General features: G+C 57.8%; 16 protein-coding genes. 8 read left to right on the forward strand and 8 right to left on the reverse strand.

What is annotated here, in order from left to right; translation table 11 throughout:
• Nucleotides 1-2: 2 nt before the first annotated feature.
• Nucleotides 3-1,058, reverse strand: coding sequence for a CDP-6-deoxy-delta-3,4-glucoseen reductase (locus tag ACYVB2_RS05000; RefSeq protein WP_382430894.1), 1,056 nt, complete (start codon nt 1,056-1,058; stop codon nt 3-5).
• Between the two features lie 150 nt (nt 1,059-1,208).
• Here ACYVB2_RS05000 and ACYVB2_RS05005 point away from each other — a divergent pair, with 150 nt between their 5' ends.
• Nucleotides 1,209-2,177 carry an SDR family oxidoreductase gene (locus tag ACYVB2_RS05005; protein ID WP_382430892.1) on the forward strand — a complete coding sequence of 323 codons (969 nt, stop codon included), beginning with the start codon at nt 1,209-1,211 and terminating at the stop codon, nt 2,175-2,177.
• Here ACYVB2_RS05005 and ACYVB2_RS05010 read toward each other — a convergent pair whose 3' ends face one another.
• A complete protein-coding gene (locus ACYVB2_RS05010) occupies nt 2,178-2,729 on the reverse strand; it encodes a hypothetical protein (RefSeq protein WP_382430890.1) in 552 nt (183 codons plus the stop codon).
• A gap of 108 nt (nt 2,730-2,837) precedes the next feature.
• On the opposite strand from ACYVB2_RS05010, the gene ACYVB2_RS05015 reads away from it, so the two are divergent.
• From ACYVB2_RS05015 to ACYVB2_RS05045, 7 genes are all read left to right on the forward strand, one after another.
• The gene (locus ACYVB2_RS05015; RefSeq protein ID WP_460535541.1) at nt 2,838-4,565 is read left to right on the forward strand and encodes an AMP-binding protein; all 1,728 of its coding nucleotides are present in this window, start codon (nt 2,838-2,840) and stop codon (nt 4,563-4,565) included.
• A gap of 122 nt (nt 4,566-4,687) precedes the next feature.
• Nucleotides 4,688-4,927: a hypothetical protein gene (locus ACYVB2_RS05020; protein WP_382430888.1), complete on the forward strand. Its 240-nt coding sequence runs from the start codon at nt 4,688-4,690 to the stop codon at nt 4,925-4,927.
• Nucleotides 4,928-4,951: 24 nt separating this feature from the next.
• Nucleotides 4,952-7,471, forward strand: coding sequence for an ABC transporter permease (locus ACYVB2_RS05025; RefSeq protein WP_382430886.1), 2,520 nt, complete (start codon nt 4,952-4,954; stop codon nt 7,469-7,471).
• 28 nt (nt 7,472-7,499) lie between these two features.
• Nucleotides 7,500-7,916 (forward strand): group II truncated hemoglobin, encoded by a 417-nt coding sequence (locus ACYVB2_RS05030; RefSeq protein ID WP_382430884.1) that lies wholly within the window; start codon nt 7,500-7,502, stop codon nt 7,914-7,916.
• Between the two features lie 107 nt (nt 7,917-8,023).
• Nucleotides 8,024-8,869, forward strand: a complete 846-nt coding sequence (locus tag ACYVB2_RS05035) for a DODA-type extradiol aromatic ring-opening family dioxygenase (protein WP_382430882.1) — start codon at nt 8,024-8,026, stop codon at nt 8,867-8,869.
• Between the two features lie 97 nt (nt 8,870-8,966).
• A complete protein-coding gene (locus ACYVB2_RS05040; RefSeq protein ID WP_382430880.1) occupies nt 8,967-10,037 on the forward strand; it encodes an RNA-guided endonuclease InsQ/TnpB family protein in 1,071 nt (356 codons plus the stop codon).
• 127 nt (nt 10,038-10,164) lie between these two features.
• A complete protein-coding gene (locus ACYVB2_RS05045) occupies nt 10,165-10,731 on the forward strand; it encodes a hypothetical protein (protein WP_460535548.1) in 567 nt (188 codons plus the stop codon).
• 2 nt (nt 10,732-10,733) lie between these two features.
• Here ACYVB2_RS05045 and ACYVB2_RS05050 read toward each other — a convergent pair whose 3' ends face one another.
• The 6 genes from ACYVB2_RS05050 to ACYVB2_RS05075 all read right to left on the reverse strand — a co-directional run bounded on the left by ACYVB2_RS05050 (nt 10,734) and on the right by ACYVB2_RS05075 (nt 19,940).
• Nucleotides 10,734-13,823 carry a sensor domain-containing protein gene (locus tag ACYVB2_RS05050; RefSeq protein WP_382430876.1) on the reverse strand — a complete coding sequence of 1,030 codons (3,090 nt, stop codon included), beginning with the start codon at nt 13,821-13,823 and terminating at the stop codon, nt 10,734-10,736.
• A gap of 213 nt (nt 13,824-14,036) precedes the next feature.
• Entirely contained in the window at nt 14,037-14,687 is a 651-nt protein-coding gene (locus ACYVB2_RS05055; RefSeq protein WP_382430874.1) for a glutaredoxin family protein, read from the reverse strand.
• Nucleotides 14,688-14,711: 24 nt separating this feature from the next.
• Nucleotides 14,712-16,742 carry a M3 family metallopeptidase gene (locus ACYVB2_RS05060; RefSeq protein ID WP_382430872.1) on the reverse strand — a complete coding sequence of 677 codons (2,031 nt, stop codon included), beginning with the start codon at nt 16,740-16,742 and terminating at the stop codon, nt 14,712-14,714.
• A gap of 57 nt (nt 16,743-16,799) precedes the next feature.
• Nucleotides 16,800-17,657, reverse strand: coding sequence for a bifunctional methylenetetrahydrofolate dehydrogenase/methenyltetrahydrofolate cyclohydrolase FolD (gene folD, locus ACYVB2_RS05065; protein WP_382430870.1), 858 nt, complete (start codon nt 17,655-17,657; stop codon nt 16,800-16,802).
• A 51-nt stretch (nt 17,658-17,708) separates the two neighbouring features.
• Complete coding sequence (locus tag ACYVB2_RS05070) at nt 17,709-18,335, reverse strand: response regulator transcription factor (RefSeq protein ID WP_382430868.1); 627 nt, start codon at nt 18,333-18,335, stop codon at nt 17,709-17,711.
• A 186-nt stretch (nt 18,336-18,521) separates the two neighbouring features.
• Nucleotides 18,522-19,940 (reverse strand): sensor domain-containing diguanylate cyclase, encoded by a 1,419-nt coding sequence (locus tag ACYVB2_RS05075; protein WP_460535556.1) that lies wholly within the window; start codon nt 19,938-19,940, stop codon nt 18,522-18,524.
• Nucleotides 19,941-20,015 lie beyond the last annotated feature (75 nt).

A 20,015-nucleotide genomic window follows, 5' to 3' on the forward strand; every position in this document is an offset into this window, starting at 1 on the left:
ATTTAGCCCTGTGGCTGTTTGTCGGCCTCGCTGGTAAAGGCATCGGCATAAAACTCCTCGGCTGGCAGGTTGCGCTCTTGGGTGTAGCTGTGCCGTGCCGAGTCCACCACAATGGGGGCGCCGCAGGCATAGACTTGGTAGCCGGTCAGATCGGCAAAATCGTCCAATACTGCTTGGTGGACAAAGCCTGTGCGGCCCGTCCAGCCGTCTTCGGGCAGCGTGTTCGACAGCACGGGGGTGTAGCGTAGTGTTGGCATGGCGCCAACTTGTTCGTGTACCCAAGTGTCCATGTAGAGGTCGGCTGGGCGGCGCCCGCCCCAGTAGAGGTGGACTGGCCGCGTACTGCCCTTGAACTGTAACTGCTCGATCAAGGCTTTGATGGGGGCAAAGCCGGTGCCCGAGGCCAGCAAAATGATGGGCTTGTCGCTATCTTCACGCAGGTAAAAACTGCCAAACGGCCCTTCGATGCGCAGAATCTCTTTTTCTTTCAGTGCGCCAAAGACATGATCGGTAAAGCGGCCACCGGGCATGTGGCGGATGTGCAGTTCTATGCTGGGTGCTTGCGCTTGGGTGTGGGGAGCATTGGCCATTGAATAGGCCCGACGGGCGCCGTCACGCAGAATAAACTCGATGTATTGTCCGGCGTGGTAACGGAAGGGATCGTTGGCGGGCAATTGCAGTTGCAGCCGCATGACATCATGCGAGAGCTGTGTGCGGGTGCTGACGCGCACGGGCATCCGTTTGATGGGGAAGGCACTTTCGTCTGTGACTTGGCGTGACTCCAGCACCACGTCGGATTGGGCTTGGGCACGGCAGGTTAGCACCAAGCCTGCAGCCGCTTCTTCGGCGCTCATGGCCTTGGCTTGGTAGTCGCCATGCAGCACGTCACCTTCTAGCTTCTGGCATTTGCAGGAACCGCAGGCGCCGTCTTTGCAGCCGTAGGGCAGGCCGATGCCGTTGCGGATGGCGGCCTCTAAGATGGTTTCGCCTGCTTGGGCAGAAAAAGTGCGCCCACTGGGTTGCACGGTAATTTGTACGGTGGCAGTTGTGTTGCTCATGGGCTGGGTATCCTTGGAAGATCAAACAGGTTGAACAAGGTGGATTTTGCCTGTTCAGCCAGATCGTCAATGCTGTGGCATTTATATCCGGGCAGGAATGCCATGTTGTCCTGTCTGCCTGCGTTTTTTGCGTGTGTGTTGTTCAATACCATGACTATTACTGCTTTTGTTGGCTTGCGCAGGGCGTTGCCTGCACGTTTTCGGCGTCCTCGGTGGTTGATTATTGGTTGTGGTGATGTGGGTTTGCGTGTGCAGCGCCTGGCGTCGTCTCTAACCAAGAGTGCATTGCGTGGTCGGGTTTACGCCTTGACGTCCAGCCCAGAGCGGTTGCCGGTATTGCGTGCTGCCAGCATCACGCCTTTATTGGGCAATTTGGATCAGTCTTCGAGTTTGCGCCGCTTGGCGGGCTTGGCTACCCATGTGCTGCATTTGGCACCGCCACCGGGGCAAGCGGCGGATGGTGGTGTTTTGCATCATGATCCACGCACATTGGCTTTGGCACGCAGCCTGCGCCGGGGGCGTTTGCCACAGGCGCTGGTATATGCCTCTACCAGCGGTGTGTATGGGGATTGTGCGGGTGCTTGGGTGGCAGAGACCCGCCCCGTAGCCCCAGCCACAGCGCGCGCGCAGCGGCGTGTGCATGCAGAAACCGTCTTGCGCCGGGATTTGGGGCGAGCGGGCGTGCGGGTCAGTATTTTGCGTGTGCCAGGCATTTATGCCCCAGACCGTGAAGGAGGAACGCCACGGGCGAGGCTGTTGCGTGGCACCGCAGTATTACAAGCCAACGAGGATGTGTTTACCAACCATATCCATGCAGATGACTTGGCGCAGGCCTGTCGATTGGCCCTGTGGCGTGGTGCTGCACAGCGCATTTACCATGCCAGCGACAACACCGAACTGCGCATGGGGGACTACTTTGATTTGGCCGCTGATCTCTATGGGTTGCCCAGACCTCCGCGTTGGTCACGCCATCAGGCACAAGAGCAACTCCCCCCGCTCCTGTGGAGTTTTATGGGGGAGTCGCGCCGTTTAGAGAACCGTCGTTTGCGCCAAGAGCTGCGCTTGTCGCTGCGTTACCCCACCGTAGTGCAAGGCCTGTGCAGTGGAGGCACCGTGTGATCAGGGCATGTCATTGGCACTGGGCAGGTGCTGGCCGGTCTTGGGGTTGTAGCGATCTGATTTGGCGGGTGGATGGGACGTGGCCGGGGGGTTAGGGCGTGGTGGTGGATTGTTGTGTACCTGTGGCGGAGGGTTAGGCCGGGGGGGCTGGGCATGGCCCTGCTGTGGATTGCGTGGTGGTGGGTTGTTTTGTGTGGGCGATTGGGGCCGGGGTGGGCGACTGCCGTCGCGGCCATCACGTCCATCGCGGCCATCCCGTGCGTCGCGGCCATCACGGCCATCACGGTTATCTCTGGCGTCGGGCCGCACGGAATGGCGTCCACCCCGATCATCACGATCACGCCAGTCATTGCGGTAGTAGTTGTCTCTGCGGTGGTAATCGTTGTGACGGCCATCGTAGTAGCTGGGGCTGCCACCGTAGTAATGGTCTCGGTACACCGGAGCGCCCGATGGGCCATCATCGTAGTAGTAGGGGTCGTCTACTGCACAACCAGTGACGAGCGCAGCCAAGGCACCGATGATGGCTATACGAGAAAGAAACGTTGGGGACATGGGAGAACCTCTCTGGGTTGGTTTTGCAACCATTTTGTCCATTTTGGTGTGTTTCGTGTCTGCACAATTTGATTTTTTTCACGTACGCGAGAAGCAGGAGACACAACAATGACCGCATCCGTTGTCCAAGACTGGAATATTGCACCGCAGCATGGCTTGTCGCAGGTCAAGGGGCGCACCGATGCAGCCCTGTCTGAGGCCACCATTGCACAATTTTTGGCCGATGCCGTGCGGCGCTTTCCAGACAAGTTGGCAGTTGTCTTTCGGGAGCAGGGGGTGCGTTGGACTTGGACACAACTGCAGGAGCAGGTAGATGCGTTGGCGGCAGGCTTTTTGGCGCTGGGCTTGCAGGCAGGGGATCGGGTGGGTATTTGGGCACCTAACCGGGTGGAATGGGTGGTCACGCAGTTTGCAACCGCCCGTATCGGGGTGGTGCTGGTCAACATCAATCCCGCCTATCGGGTTTCGGAGTTGGAATATGCGCTGCAATTGGCAGGCTGCCGTGCGCTGGTGACAGCCGAGCAGCTCAAGAGCTCCAACTATCTAGAAATGCTCCAGCGTTTGGCCCCTGAGTTGGCCACCTGCGCTCCAGGGGCATTAAAGGCCGCTCGTTTGCCGATGTTGCAGGCCGTGATTCGGCTGGGTGATGGGCATACTGCGGGCATGCTCAATTATGGCGATCTGCTGGCGCAGGGCCAAGCACAACTGAATGTGGCTGCCTTGGATGCGGTGGGCGCAGGATTGTCGTGCCACGATGCCATCAACATTCAGTTCACCAGTGGCACTACAGGCAACCCCAAGGGAGCCACCCTGACCCACCATAATGTGGTGAACAATGCCCGTTTTGTGGCCCAAGCCATGCGTTTTACCGATGCGGATGTGCTGTGTGTGCCGGTGCCCTTGTACCACTGTTTTGGCATGGTGATGTCGGTGTTGGCCTGTGTCTCCGTGGGCGCGACGATGGTGTTTCCGGGGGAGTCGTTTGATCCGGTAATGACATTGCAAGCGGTCAGCGAAGAGGGCTGTACCGCCCTGCATGGTGTGCCCACCATGTTCATTGCCGAGTTAGACCACCCGCGTTTTGCCGAGTTTGATCTGTCGCACTTGCGCACTGGGATCATGGCAGGATCTCCTTGCCCTATCGAGACCATGAAGCGCGTGGTGGCCCATATGAATCTCTCAGAGATCACCATTGCCTACGGCATGACAGAGACCTCGCCTGTCTCGTTCCAAAGTGCCACCACCGATCCGCTAGAACGTCGCGTGGCCACTGTGGGCCGTATCCAGCCATTATTGGAAGCCAAGGTGGTGAATGCTGAAGGGCAGGTGGTGCCGGTGGGCGAGAAGGGGGAGTTGCTGGTACGGGGCTACTCTGTGATGCAGGGCTATTGGGGTGATGCTGATCGTACTCAAGAGGCGGTGCAAGACGGCTGGATGCACACGGGCGACCTTGCCACTTTGGACGAGGAAGGTTATTGCAACATTGTGGGCCGCGCCAAGGATATGCTGATTCGTGGGGGGGAGAACGTCTATCCACGCGAGATCGAAGAATTCCTGTTTCGCCACCCCAAGGTGCAGTCGGTGCAGGTGTTTGGTGTCCCGGATATGAAATATGGCGAGGAGATTTGTGCTTGGCTTGTGCCCAAGCCCGGCCACACTTGCACCGAGGACGACATTCGGGGCTTTTGCCGCGACCAAATCGCCCACTACAAAGTGCCACGCTATATCCGCATCGTGCAAGACATGCCCATGACCATCACTGGCAAGGTGCAGAAGTTCATTATGCGTGAGCAAATGATGGCCGAGCTCCAGCTCGTGCAGGCCCAAACGGCCTGAAAAGCAGGGCAGAACATGCTGGCATCGTTGGGGTGTGGCCGCCGGGGCGCTGCTCCTGAGGAGGTGTGAGGATATCTGCCCGGATAATTCAGGGTTTTCCGTCCACCTCTATCCATCTCAGCATGCAAACACCACTGGCCGAACTTTTTGTCTTGTCCGACCGAGCCTGCCAAGGCGATGAAGAGGCCCGTCAGCAATTGCGTTTGCTTGGCGAATGTCTGTTTTTGGTGGGTGGGGTCAGTGCGCTGTGCAAACTCCAAGAGTCGCTGCACCATTACGCAGTAGCCAAAGGAATGGCCGCCTCTCGGGGCACACAGATTGGTGCCTTTTGGGAACATATCCCGGCTTGGGCCGAACTTTGATCTATGTGCCCTAGTCATAGTGCGATGAACCTTACCTTTTTCTTTTTAGGGTGGCGCACACTGTGGCGTGATTGGCGGGCTGGTGAGTTGCGTCTGCTGTTGGTGGCTGTCACACTGGCTGTGGCGGCATTGACCTCTGTAGGCTTTTTTTCTGATCGGCTTCAGGGGGGGCTGCAACGCGATGCGCGGCAATTGTTAGGGGGCGATGTGGTGGTGGTCAGTGACCAGCCTGCCCCCGCAGCCTTTGCACAACAGGCAAAAAATCTGGGGTTGCAAAACGTCAACACCTTGGGTTTTCCTACGATGGCCCGGGCCAGTGATGCCCAAGGTGGCATGGCTAAACTGGTGGCCCTCAAAAGCGTCTCGCCAGGTTACCCGCTGCGGGGGCAACTTCAGGTGGCCGATACACCAGACGGTGCAGGCTACCCGACGCAAGCCATCCCTGCACCTGGTGAAGCTTGGATAGATGGTGCACTGCTAGAGGCTTTGGGTTTGCAAATGGGGCAGCCCTTGTTGTTGGGGGATACCACCCTGCGCATTGCCCGGATTATCACTGTGGAGCCAGACCGGGGCTCTGGCTTTTTGAGTTTTGCACCACGGGTCATGATTCATGAGGCCGATCTTAGGGCTACGGGGCTGGTGCAGCCTGCCAGTCGAATCACATACCGGATGGCCTTGGCGGGGCCGGAGGCTGCCGTAGAACAATTCAAGGCTTGGGCTGTTCAAGAGACACAAAAGCCCTCTGTGCATGGGGTGAGTGTGGAGTCGCTCGACAGTGGCCGCCCCGAAATGCAGCAAACGCTAGAGCGTGCCCAAAAATTTCTGAACTTGGTGGCGCTGCTGGCCGCATTGTTGTCCGCGGTGGCGGTTGCTTTGGCGGCGCGGGGGTTTGCAGCCAGCCATCTGGACGCTTCGGCACTGCTGCGGGTGTTGGGTCAGAGCCAACGCACCATTGCTGGTAGCTACGCGGTAGAGTTTGCACTGGTGGGCCTGTGTGCCAGCACGTTGGGGGTGGCATTGGGTTGGGCAGTACACCACGGCTTTGTGTGGTTGCTGGCAGGCCTGCTCGATGCCAGTTTGCCAAACCCCAGTCTGTGGCCCGCACTGCTGGGCTTGGGCGTGGGCCTGACGCTGTTGTTGGCGTTTGGCCTTCCGCCCGTACTGCAATTGGCCCAAGTGCCGCCCTTGCGCGTCATACGGCGTGAGGTGGGTGCTTTGCGGCCTGCTTCTTTGGTGGCACTGGCTGCGGGTATGGTGGGATTTGCCGCACTGCTACTGGTGGTAAGCCAAGACAGTCGCTTGGGTTTGATTGCCGTAGGCGGCTTTGCTGTGGCGGTGGCACTGTTTGCCGTGTTGGGCTGGTTGGCCGTCAAACTGTTGCGCCATAGTGTTCGTGAACACAGTGCCCCACGTTGGCTGGTATTGGCTACACGGCAGATGGCGGCCCGGCCAGCCTATGCTGTGGTGCAGATCAGCAGTTTGGCCGTGGGCTTGCTGGCCTTGGTGCTGTTGGTGTTGTTGCGCACTGACCTCATCCACAGTTGGCGCCAAGCCACACCGGCGCATGCTCCCAACCGCTTTGTCATCAACATCCAACCCGATCAGGCAGCGGCGTTTCGGGGGGCGCTGGATGGGGCTGGTGTGCGCCAATACGATTGGTATCCCATGATTCGCGGACGCTTGGTAGCTATCAACGACCGTCCCGTCAATGCCAACGACTACAGCGAAGACCGTGCCAAACGCTTGGTAGATCGGGAGTTCAACCTCTCCACGGCCACCCAAGCTCCTGCGCACAATCAGATTGTTGCTGGGCGCTGGACGGCGGGAGAAAAGGATGCCATTAGCATGGAGGAGGGCATCGCCCAAACCTTGGGTTTGAAGCTGGGTGATCGCTTGCGGTTTGACATTGCTGGTGTCATGACCGATGCGCGCATCACTAGTCTGCGCAAGGTTGATTGGGGATCAATGCGGGCCAATTTCTTTGCCATGTATCCCGTCGATCAGCTCTCCAATGTTCCCATGACCTATCTGGCGGCATATCGAGCGCCTACAGTGGCAGGTTTTGACAATGCTTTGGTGCGTCAATTTCCTAACATCACCCAGATTGATATGAGTGCTACGCTGGCACAGGTGCAGCGCGTGCTAGATCAGGTGGTGCGGGCGGTAGAGTTTCTGTTTCTCTTCACGTTGGCAGCGGGACTGGTGGTGCTCTTTGCCGCCGTAACGGCCACGCGTGAGGAGCGGGCGCGAGAATTTGCCATCATGCGGGCTTTGGGTGCCCGTGCCAGCCTGTTGCGCCAAGTGCAACGCGCAGAACTGGCAGGTATTGGTCTGTTGGCTGGATTATTGGCCAGCAGTGTGGCTGTGGTGGTGGGGTGGGCCTTGGCACGCTATGTCTTTGACTTTACATGGACGGCTTCTGCACTGGTGCCCCTTGTTGGCAGTGTGGCTGGAGCCTTATTGGCATGGGCGGCAGGTTGGTGGGGCTTGCGGGAAATACTGCAGCGTTCTGTGATGACCACCTTGCGCCGTGCGGCAGAATAAGCCCCACACCCAGCCTGTTCTGAAAAATATGGATACCGACAACCAGACCCCCTCCAAGACAACCCAAGTCACTGCCTTTGAACTCATTGGCGGTGAGCCACGTCTGCAAGCCCTGACCGAGCGTTTTTATGCTCTGATGGATTTGGAACCCGGTTACGCTGAACTGCGGGCCACCCACGGCACCACACTGGACGAAGCGCAGCAGAAACTGTTCTGGTTTCTGTGTGGTTGGTTGGGTGGCCCCGACTACTTTGTCGAACGGGTAGGCCATCCTCGTCTGCGTGCCCGCCATTTGCCGTTCTCGATTGGTATCAAAGAGCGCGACCAATGGGTCGCTTGCATGGATCAGGCCATGCGCGAGACCGGCATTCCTGAGCCGCTGCGCGAACGCCTCAACGAGAGCTTCATGCAAACCGCCGACTGGATGCGCAACCGCAACGGCTGATCAATCGCTATAAGGGCTGCACCTTGGCAGCCGCCCTAATAGCCCTTTGGCGGTTGGCTGATGCAACTGCGGCAACAATGCAGACATCGTTGTTTTGAATGCACACCATGTCTGCCCTGCCTACCACCTCCTCAGCCCTGCCCCCTGGTGCCCACCACCGGATGCCCACTTGGTTCATCCCGCACGGTGGTGGCCCCTGCTTCTTCATGGACTGGAATCCGCCCGATGCTTGGAAGCTCATGGAGCAGTATCTGCGCACGGCAGCCAGCACCTTGCCGCAGCGCCCCAAAGCCATTGTGATGGTGTCAGCGCACTGGCTGGAGCCGGTACTCAGCGTCACCAGTGGCGTACAGCCCGAGTTGATTTACGACTACTACGGTTTTCCGCCCCATACTTACAGCTTGCAATACCCCGCACGCGGTGAGCCTGCTTTGGCCGACCGGATAGTGAACCTGTTGGGACAGGCACAGTTGCCCGCAAAAACCGATGCCCAACGTGGTTTTGACCACGGCATGTTCATCCCACTGATGCTGATCTTTCCGCAAGCAGATATTCCAGTGGTGCAACTCTCGCTAGGCCACGACCTCGATCCCGAACTGCATCTGCAAGTGGGGGCCGCCCTGGCGCCATTGCGCGATGAAGGTGTGCTCATCATTGGCAGCGGCATGAGCTTTCATAACCTGCGCACCCGTGGTGATCCGCAATATGGGCCGGTGTCGGAGCAATTTGACCGTTGGTTGACCAGCGCACTCGAGGCCGATCCCACCACCCGCCGTCAGGCGCTGTTGAACTGGGAGCAGGCGCCTTTTGCGCGTCTGTGCCATCCACCCCACGGTGAAGAGCATTTGCTGCCGCTGATGGTGGCTGTGGGGGCCGCAGGCCAAGACCCCGGACAGCGCGTCTATGCCGATCGGGTCATGGACAGGGTGCTCTCGGGCTTTAGCTTTGGCTGATTCGCCATAGCCCCATCACCCAGTGCGCGGGAAGCCTCGGGGTTCAGCCCGAGGTCGAGAGCCATAGACCCCCCTGCGTTTAAGCATAATGCACAGCATGAATTGCACCAAAACCCTGCGCCTACGCATCAAAGATAAACACGCTCGCGTGCTATCTGCGATGGCGCGTGAGGTTAATCAGGTCTGGAATTTTTGCAACGAAACCAGCCACCGCGCCATCCGTGAGCGTCATCAGTGGCTTTCGGGCTACGACCTGCAAAAGCTAACCAACGGTTTCAGCAAGTGTGATGGCATACACATCGGTTCGCCCACCGTGCAGCAAGTGTGTGAAGACTATGCCAAGGCCCGCAGGCAGTTCAAAAAGGCCCAGCTGTGCTGGCGTGTCTCCAACCCCCAGAGCAGCAAATACAGCTTGGGCTGGATTCCTTTCAAAGCGCGGGCCTTGCAGTACAAGGCAGGGCAAGTCGCCTTTGCCGGTCAGAAATGGAGCCTTTGGGATAGTTACGGCTTGGCAGACTATGAGCTACGTTCTGGCAGTTTTAGCCAAGACCACCGGGGGCGTTGGTATCTCAATATCGTAGTCAAGGGACAAGCTAAGCCTACAGTGGCAACGGCCAGTGTGGGTATTGACTTGGGCCTGAGAGACTGTGCCACGGCGTCAAACGAAAAAAAAGAGCATGGCCGCTGGTATCGCCAGCATGAATTGGAACTGGCTAAAGCACAACGGGCGCATAAAAAGCACCGGGTCAAAGCCATCCACGCAAAAATTGCCAATCAGCGCAAAGATGCGCTGCACAAATTCAGCACCACGATGGTGAGAGAAAACGCCGCCATCTTCGTGGGCGACGTAGCCAGCGCAAAGCTGGTCAAAACAAAAATGGCCAAGTCCACACTGGATGCGGGCTGGGCCACGCTAAAGAAGATGTTGGAATACAAGAGCCATCAGGCCGGTATCGTCTTTATGGAAGTGAACGAAGCGTATTCAACCCAAACTTGCTCGTGCTGCGGGAGCATACCCGCCAGCAGTCCGAAAGGTAGGGCGGGTTTGCGAATAAGGGAATGGAAGTGCAGCGATTGCGGTGCGGTACACGACCGCGATGTGAATGCAGCACGCAACATTCTCGCGGCGGGGCATCGCCGTCTAGCAGTAGGAATCTCCGGGGTTTAGCCCGGAGAGGATGTCAAGCAAACAGCATGGATGTTGCATATCCCCCATTGACGCCAGGAAAAGACTCCGGTGAAATCGGGATATGCGCCGACTGCACCTACTTTGTACTTTTGCTGCCATCACCAGTATGGCATCTGCTCCAGCCTTGGCCTTGAACTGCTACACGGTGCGTGATGGCGGCGGCAAGATCTTGCACCAATCCGTTCGCCCCCCTGTGGACATGTCTTACCCCTTTAGTGCCACCATACCGCCCATTTTTGGGCCAGGGGCATCGATGGTGTTTGCGCCACTGACTGGACAAGACCATTGCCCAGAAGTCGATAGCGATATTTTGCTCAATGAGGCCCGCTACGCCCGCCACAAGGCTGAGACTGAAGCACAGAATCAAAAAGCCTTGGCCGAAGCCCAAGTCCGTATGCAGGCCCAAGCACAGGCACAGGCCGAAGCCGATGCGCGGGCCATGACCCAAGCGGCTGTGGCTGCTTTAGAACAGGCTGAGGCTGAAGCACAGCGCCAGCTTCGGCAAAACCGAGAATATTTCCGTCCCACTATCGCAGCCATTCGGCCTTCAGAAGCGACACACAACGCCAGACCCGCTTTTGCTTGGCAGGCACCCCCCGCTAGCAGCGTACAAGTGCAATACCAGTCTTCATCGCGCCGCACCTCGGGTTTCCGGTTTGGGCGCCGCAGGTAAGGTCAGGGTTGTTGAGACTTGGCACCAAACCAGTGCTGAAACTGTGCTGCGGGCATAGGCTTAGAGAACAAATAGCCCTGTCCTTGATCACAGCCCCGACCTGTCAACCACTGTGCCTGTTCCTGCGTTTCAATGCCTTCGGCAATGGTGGACAGGCCCAAACTGCGCGACATAGAAATGATGGCTTCGGCAATGGAGGCACTGTGGGTGCCCGTCATCAGGTCGCGCACAAAACTCTGGTCAATTTTGAGCTTGTGAATACTGAAGCGTTTGAGATAGGCCAGCGAAGAATATCCTGTACCAAAATCGTCAATTGACAACCGCACGCCCAGGCCATGCAACTGTTGTATGGTGACAATTACCCGTTCTGGGTCTTCAGCCATTACGCTCTCGGTCAGCTCGATTTCGAGCCAACAGGCATCGAGCCCCGTGATTTGCAACACCCTGTCTACCCGCTGGGCAAAATCGGGTTGGCTAAACTGCAAGGCCGACACATTCACGGCCATGACAATGGGGGGCAATCCGGCTTGTTGCCATGCTTTGCATTGGCTTGCCGCAGCCTGAAGCACCCAATCGCCCATCGGCAAGATCAAACGGCTTTCTTCAGCAATCGGGATGAACTCGGCGGGTGAGAGCAGCCCCATTTCTGGGTGCTGCCACCGGATCAGGGCTTCACAACCAATCACGGCATTGGAGGTGAGTTGCAGCTGAGGCTGAAAATGCAGCAGCAGTTCATCGTTGCGCAAGGCACGGTGCAGGGCGTTCTCTAGTTGGAGCACCCGGCTGACCCGTTGTTGCATCTCGGCTTTATGGAAGCGGAAAGTATTGCCTCCCGCATTTTTGGCCCGGTACATGGCCATATCGCTGGCCTGCAACAAACCATCGGCATCTTTGCCATCTGCCGGATACACCGCAATGCCAATAGAGGGCGGCACCACCAATTGATGGCTGCCCACTTCCATCGGCTGGGACAACTCATCGAGCAGCTTCTGGGCGACATGGGCGGCCCCATCTGCATTCACCTGTGGCAGCAGCAGGGTGAACTCATCCCCCCCTTGGCGCGAGACGGTGTCTTGCTCGCGCACGGCTTGGCGCAGGCGCTTGCCCACCTCAATGAGTAAGGCATCACCTACTCTCGGCCCTAAAGAATCGTTGATATTCTTGAAACGATCCAGATCCAAAAACAGCACGCTCAAAGGTTCGCTCTGGCGCTGGGCATGGGACAGTGCCAACTCCAGCCGATCACGCAGTACGGTACGATTGGGCAGATCGGTCAGGGCATCGTGCTGTGTGATGTGTCTGATTCGGTCTTGGTCTTGCTTGCGCTGGGTGATGTCGCTAAAGATGGCGTAGTAATGCCGTATTTCCCCGGTGGATGCCCGATCTACATTCACGGTCAGCCATTCCACAAATACTTCACCGTTTTTGCGCCGGTTCCAGATCTCGCCCTGCCAACGTCCGGCATTTTGCACTTGGCGCCACATCTCGTTGTAAAAGGTTTGATCGTGGCGCCCTGAGGCAATGAAGGAGGGGGGGTGCCCCAGCACTTCTTCGGCACTGTAGCCCGTGATTTCAGTAAAGGCTTGATTGACCGACTTGATCGTGTTGTCTGGGCCACAAATCACAATGGCCTCAAGGCTGTTCATAAAGACCCCGGCATGCAAGTCCAAGGCGGCTTCACGTTGCTTGAGTTCAGTCAGGTCAGTGTGGGTGCCAATGACGCGCAATGGCTGGCCGTTGTCATCACGCTGCACCACCTTGCCTCGATCCAGAATCCATTTGTATCGGCCATCCTTGCACAGCACACGGTGCTCATTGCTATAGAACGTGGTGTGGCCTTGCAAGAGTTGCTGCACATCTTCCATCACCCTGGGCATGTCCTCGGGATGCACGCGGGTTTCCCATTCGGACAATGCTGAACCCACTTCGGCTTCTTCGTAGCCCAACATGCTTTTCCAACGGGTGGAAAACAACACGGTGCCGGTGGCTACATCCCAATCCCAGAGGCCCAAATCACTGCCATCAATGGCAAAACGCCAGCGTTCTTCAGAGGCCTGCAACAACACCTGATCGCGCTTGATCTGGGTGATGTCCTCGGTCAGGATAGCAATGGTTTGTACCTGTCCGTTCACTGTGGTGCAAGGCCGTGCCTCCCAGCGCAGCCACTGTACCGCTCCATCATCACGCACCCATTGATCTTCTTCGCAACGGGTTACTTTTCCAGCAAAAGCTTGTTGATGTGCCTGTTGCCAACGTTGGGGCATCTGAGGAAATGACCCATAACGCGAACCGTCCCCCATTGGCTGGGCATTCAGTCCGTAATCATCCAGCCAACGTTGGCTGGCCAGCACATAGTGCATGTCTCGGTCAAACAAGGCCACTGCGGCAGGCACATGGTCGGCAAAAGTGGCCAGCAATTCTTGCCGCGAGCGCATTTCCTCTCGGGCATGGACTTCAAAGCTCACATCCCGCCAGTTGCCCACCACCTCCAGCACTTGGCCGTTTGCATCGCGGTTAATGGAGGCTTGGTCTTCCATCCAGCGGTAGGAGCCATCTTGGTGCTGCCAGCGGTAGTGCATGGCGAAGGTGTTTGCACCTTGCTCCATCGTTGCCAATGCCTCGCGAACCCGTGCATGGTCGTCTGGGTGCAGGCGGCTCCACCAAAAGTCATCTGCTCCCAGAATTTCTTCGGGGTCATAGCCTGTCACGCCTCGGACATTGCCACTGACATAAGTCCACCGACGGTTTTGGGTAGCACCACTCTGTTCCATCGCGTAGATGACGGTGGGGCTCACATCCACCAGGTGCTCCAACCGTGACTGGATCTCGCGCAACTCGGCCAATAAGGCTGCTTGGCGCCGCTCTTCCCGGCCCACCAGTAAAAACAACAGCACTGTGGTGAGCAACACAAAGAATTGCCCTTTCCACGATTGGACATAGCCCCACCAATTGACCTCTGGGCTGGGCAAGGCTTGAGTCAACCAATCAGACCCCCATATCCATACGCTGGCCAACACAAAATAAATCAGACTGATCCGTGTGGCTGCAGAGGCCGTCAAGCTCACCATAGGCGGGGCAATGCGCAAGTGCATGGGGCGGTAGTCCTGAAAGGTGGCTCATCCAACAGCACTGGTTGGCGCTGGCCCCTGAAAAAACAGATTTCTCATCGATAGGCCATCATGCAATAGAAACCAACATAATGGAACGCTGCTTTTTTCTCTTGGGTAGGTTGGGGCCAAAGCAAACAGCCCGCAAGCATGCGGGCTGGTAGGAGGGTCGCTGAAGCACCACAGTCCATCAATGGATTAAAAACGTATTCCGGCCGGGTTGCTGGGCGTGGGGCCGCTGGGCAGAGGTGCGTTAGCATCTGCCCCGGTGGGGGTGGATTCTTGGTTGCGGGTGGCCCGTGTTGGATCTAATGACTGGACTGTGACCAATGGGGCGGGGGCTGGCCGCCGGTAAGAGCTGGGCAATTGTGATTGTTTGGGATAGCCGGCGGCGTCTAGAAACTGTGTCCATTCTGCATCAGAAAACCCTCGGAGTTGTTGGCTGCCAATCGTGCCAAATGGCAGGCTGGCGCTGCCGCTCAGGCGCTGCAAGGCAGCGATGTCTTCGTTGCTGGAGACAGTGCGCTCAGAAAAAGGCACGCCCCGCTGCACCAGCAGGTTGCGGGCACTGGCACAAGGTGCGCAATCGTTGCCGGTATACAAAGTGACTGGAAAGCGGTTGGCGATTTGCTGCAATGCAAAAGGCAGGCTGCTACCGGCGTTGTTGGCCCCTGCACTGGTGCTACCGCTGGTGACGGCTGCGGCATTGGAGCTGGGCGCACGGTCAGAGAAGGTGACTTTGCCATCCGGCCCAACCACACGGTACACCGGCTGCGCTAGGGCAGCCCCTGCACACAAACCCAGCAACAGGGCCATGCTCCAAGGACGAAGGGTATGCGAATTTGACATGGTAACAATCTCTCCAGCCATCCATCAGGCCATGCCTTGGTGGCGCAGCAGTGCATCAAGGCTAGGCTCGCGCCCCCGGAATGCCTTGAATGACTCCATTGCAGGGCGACTGCCCCCGGCCTCCAAGATGGCCTCGCGGTAACGCCGGCCCGTGTTGGGGTTGTGGGCGCCATCAGGGCTGGCCGTTTCTTCAAAAGCGGCGTAGGCATCGGCACTGAGCACTTCAGCCCATTTGTAGCTGTAGTAGCCCGCCGCATAGCCACCGGCAAAGATATGGCTGAAGGTGTGAGCAGTGCGGCTAAAGGCTGGTGGTTGCAATACTGCCACTTCGGCGCGCACCAAGCCCAGCAACGGCATGAAATCTTGGCTCGGATCGTGTTCGGTGTGCAAAAGCATATCAAACAACGAAAACTCAATTTGACGCAAAGTTTGCATGCCGCTTTGGAAGTTTTTGGCGGCAATCATCTTGTCATAGAGGGCGCGCGGCAGCGGCTCGCCAGTTTCGACATGGGCGGTCATGTGCTGCAGCACGTTCCATTCCCAGCAGAAGTTTTCCATGAACTGGCTGGGTAATTCGACCGCATCCCACTCTACGCCAGCAATGCCTGAGACATCGCGCTCATTGACCTGCGTGAGCATGTGGTGCAGGCCGTGGCCGAATTCGTGGAACAGGGTGATGACATCGTCGTGTGTGAGCAGGGCGGGCTTGCCATCGACACCTTCGGCAAAGTTGCACACCAGATGGGCCACTGGGGTTTGTAGCGTGCCAGTGTCGGGACGCAACCAGCGGGTGCGCACATCGTCCATCCAAGCACCACCGCGTTTGCCACTGCGGGCAGGCAAGTCCAGATAGAACTGGCCTACCAATTGACCAGCACGCTCAATACGGTAGAACTCTACTGCCGGATGCCAGACGGGCGCTTGATCGGGCCGGATGTTGACTTCAAACAGGGTTTCGATGATTTTGAACAGCCCCGACAGCACTTTGGGGGCCAAGAAGTATTGGCGCACCTCTTGCTCGCTAAAAGCATACCGGGCCTCTTTGAGGCGTTCGGCAATGTAGGGCCAGTCCCAAGCCTGTGGGTCGGGCAGGCCCAAATGGTCGGCAGCAAAGGCACGCAAATCGGCCACGTCTTTTTCGGCATAAGGCCGTGCCCGTTGGGCTAAATCGCGCAGAAAGGCAATGACCTCGGCGGCTGATTGGGCCATCTTGGGCACCACGGAGACCTCGCCAAAGTTGACATAGCCCAGCAGTTGCGCCTCTTCTTGGCGCAAGGCCAAAATTTCGCGGATGAAGGCGGTGTTGTCAAATTTCAGTGCATCTGTTGGAGCTTGGTCAGAGGCACGGGTGACGTAGGCGCGGTAGAGTTTTTCGCGCAAGGCACTGCTGCGCGCAAACTGCATGACTGGCAGGTAGCAAGGCATGCGCAGCGTCAGCTTGTAACCGTTGTGGCCTTCGGCTTGGGCGGCGGCGCGTGCGGCGTGTTGCACATCTTCGGGCACGCCATCGAGCTCTTCGGCGCTGGCATAGTATGCGTAGGCGTCCGTGGCATCCAAGGCGTTTTCACTGAACTTTTGTTGCAGCTCGGCTTGGCGCTCTTGGATCTGGGCAAATCGCTCTTTGGACGCGCCCGTGAGCTCAGCGCCAGACAAGACAAAGTTGCGCACAGCATTTTTCAGGGCTTGGCGCTGCTCTACATTGAGTGTTTGCACATCAATGGCCTTGTATTTGGCATAGAGGCGTTCATCGGCGCCCAAGCGCGTCCAAAATTCTGTAACGCGCGGCAGCACTTCGTTGTAAGCCGCTCGCAACTCTGGGGTATCGACCACACTGTTGAGGTGGTTGACGGCACCCCACGCCCGCCCCAGCTTCTCGGTAGCCACGTCCAAGACTTGGGCCATGGTCTCCCACTGTGCAGGAAAATCGGGGGCCGTGACGGTTTCCAGTGCTGCATTGGCCTGTTGTAACAGGGTGTCGATGGCCGGGGCCACATCAGCGGGTGCAATGCGGTCGAACGCGGGCAGGTCGGAGAAGTCGAGGAGGGGGTTGCTCATGCGGGTTCAGATGGCGTTGTGGGCTACAGGTTCAAGGAGAACGTGTGTAAAGAATGGTTAAGCCCCGGCGGCGCGTTCAGCCGCTTCCATCGTGTTGACCAGCAGCATAGTGATGGTCATGGGGCCCACGCCGCCGGGCACGGGGGTGATATGGCTTGCGACTTCTTTGCAGCCGTCAAAATCGACATCGCCACACAGTTTGCCTTCGTCGTTGCGGTTCATGCCCACGTCAATGACCACGGCACCGGGTTTGAGCATATCGGCAGTGAGCACATTGCGTTTGCCCACGGCGGCCACCACGATGTCGGCTTGGCGGGTATGGTGCGCTAAATCTGCCGTGCCACTGTGGGTGACGGTGACAGTGGCATTGGCTGCCAGCAGCATCATGGCCATGGGCTTGCCCACGATATTGGAGCGGCCAATCACCACGGCGTGTTTGCCACGCAAATCCTTCATGCCGATGGATTCGAGCATTTTCATGCAGCCATAGGGGGTACAGGCCTTAAAGCCCACTTCGCCTACCATCAAAGCACCGGCACTGGCTACATGAAAGCCATCGACATCTTTGAGGGGCGAGATGGCTTCAATCACCTTGTGGTCGTCAATGTGTTGCGGCAGGGGCAACTGCACCAAGATGCCGTGGATGGCTGGGTCGTTGTTGAGTGCCTCCACCCGGGCCAACAGTTCGGTTTCGCTCAGGCTGGCATCGTATTTTTCCAGCACCGAATAGAAACCGGCTTCTTCGCACGCTTTGACTTTGTTGCGCACATAGACTTGGCTGGCTGGGTTGTCTCCTACCAAAATCACGGCCAAACCGGGGGTGATGCCTTGGGTTTTGAGGGCAGCAGCGCGCGCAGCCACTTCGGTGCGCAGTTGGCGAGAAAGGGCGTTGCCGTCAATGAGTTGGGCAGTCATGGTGCAATGAAAAATGAAGAACAGGAAAAAAAAGACAGGGTGGCAAGAGGGTCACGCTTTGGGCGCGTTCTGCCCGAGCACGATTTTGAGCAAATCGGCCACCGTATTGGCACCCAGTTTTTCCATGATGTTGGCACGGTGGGCTTCGACGGTCTTGATGCTGATGCCCAGATCGTCGGCAATTTGCTTATTCAGGCGGCCCGCCACAATGCGCTCCAGCACTTGGCTTTCGCGGGTGGTGAGTTTGGACATCAAGGCTTCACGGGTGGCCGCTTGCTGCTGGTCGGTAAAGGCTTCGCGGGCATGCTCCAACATGCGCTCGACCAGATGCACCAGCTCGTCTTCGTTAAAGGGCTTTTGAATAAAGTCCAGTGCCCCCTTCTTCATGGTGTTGACGGCCATCGGTACATCGCCGTGACCAGTGATAAAGACGATGGGCAAGGGGGACTTGCGCTCTAGCAGTCGGTCTTGCAACTCCAGACCCGTCATGCCGCCCATGCGGACATCCACGATCAGGCACGCAATTTCGCGCTGGTCGTAGCGCGCCAGAAACGACTCAGCCGAATCAAAGCAGCGTACCCGGTAATCTTTGCCTTCGAGCAGCCATTGCAGCGAATCGCGCACGGCCTCATCGTCATCGACCACGTAAACAGTGCCTTTTTTCGGAATCAAACTCATGCAATTGTCCTTGGGGGTGTGCGTTTGCTACAGTATTTGTAGTATCACCAGAAGGCACGGCCAGTGGCAGCCAGAACGAGCGCAGGCAACTGGTGACCTCTGAGCCATTGTAGATGTTCTGCGCCTGCATTCGACACAGGCAGCCCTGCGCAACGGTGGGCCACACGGTTTGGGCATACCGTGGCGTTAGGTCAATTCCGCCAGCATTGAACAATTGCGGCCTTGGTGTTTGGCCCGGTAGAGCGCCCTGTCGGCACGTTGCAGCAGGGCATTGAATGAACCATCGCCCGGCATCAGCGAGGCAATACCAATACTGGTGGTGAATTTCACCATGGTGGTTCCATCGGTGTGCAGCACTTCTGACGATTGCACCAAATGACGCAGTTGCTCGGCGCGCGTCAAGGCCTCGGCAACGTCCGTTGCCGGGAGAATCACCGCAAACTCCTCGCCACCAAGGCGGCCACCCGTGTCTTGGTCGCGCAGGGTCGAGGCGATGAGCTGGGCCATGGTTTGAATGACACGGTCACCCGTGGCGTGACCCCATCGGTCGTTGACGGATTTGAATTTATCGATGTCCAGCATGAGCACCGAGAGTGCTTGGCCGTCATGGTTGGCATGGACAAACGCCTGATTGCCAATATCGATCAGGTGCCTGCGGTTGGCAATGCCCGTGAGTGCATCGGTGGTAGCCAAGACGCGCATCGCCTCCGCTTGGCGCACAGCCGCCAGATGCGCACGCAACGCCACCACACAGCACAGGGCCAGCACCACAAAACCAGCACTAAACTGCCATGCACGCCGTTGCCAGCCCGCCAGCACGCGCGTTTTGTCTAAACCCACGATGGCCACAAACGGAAACCGGGCCAACCGGCTCAGACCAAAGACACGTTCGCGCCCGTCAATGGGTGAGCTTGCAATGAAGGTGGCCGCATCGCCGATTTCGGCAAAACTGGGTTGGCCCGATGGCGATGAAGTGCGTCGACCCAATGATTGGGGCTGGAATGGGTTGCGTGCCAACAAGGTGCCATTGGTGTCCACAATCGTCAGGACGTCATGGTGATCAACGGCCAAGGCGGCAATCCATTGTTGGGCATATTCCAGATCAATCACAGCCATTGCAGCGCCCAGAAGGCGCCCCTCCGCTGAGCCAACGATGCGCGATATGAGAACCACCGGGCGCTGAGAGACCGATTTATCCTGCGGCATATACTGAATGCGCAGGCTTTGCCCCGGAGTGACGTGGCTTTCGGTACAAAAATTTTGCCGGCTCTTGGTGCCCCGAAACGGGTACATGGCTACCGCCACAAAAAGACAGTCGCCATTGAGCAATACCAGATCACTCAAACCCACCACGGTGGTGATTTTCTCTTTTAGCAGCGTATCGAGGCGCTGGCTGGTGCTGGTATCGGGGTGGGGGTAGGTTAAATCTTTGGCAAGATCGACCCTGCCAATCACATCGCGCAGCACATAGTCGGTGGCCAGAAAGGTGTCACCAAACGAGCGCCCCATGAGCTGGCTTTGTTGTACGGCCATTCTGGCCGCATCGGCCAAGATGCGCTGGCGCTCTCGCCAAAAGTCGGTCACCGGCCATGCTGCGATCAACACGAGTGCCAACAACAGCAAACCCGCTACATACAGTGGCCTTTGTGACAGCCGTACTTGAAGAGCGGGCGCCTGCAT

Source organism: Giesbergeria giesbergeri, from assembly GCF_054779375.1.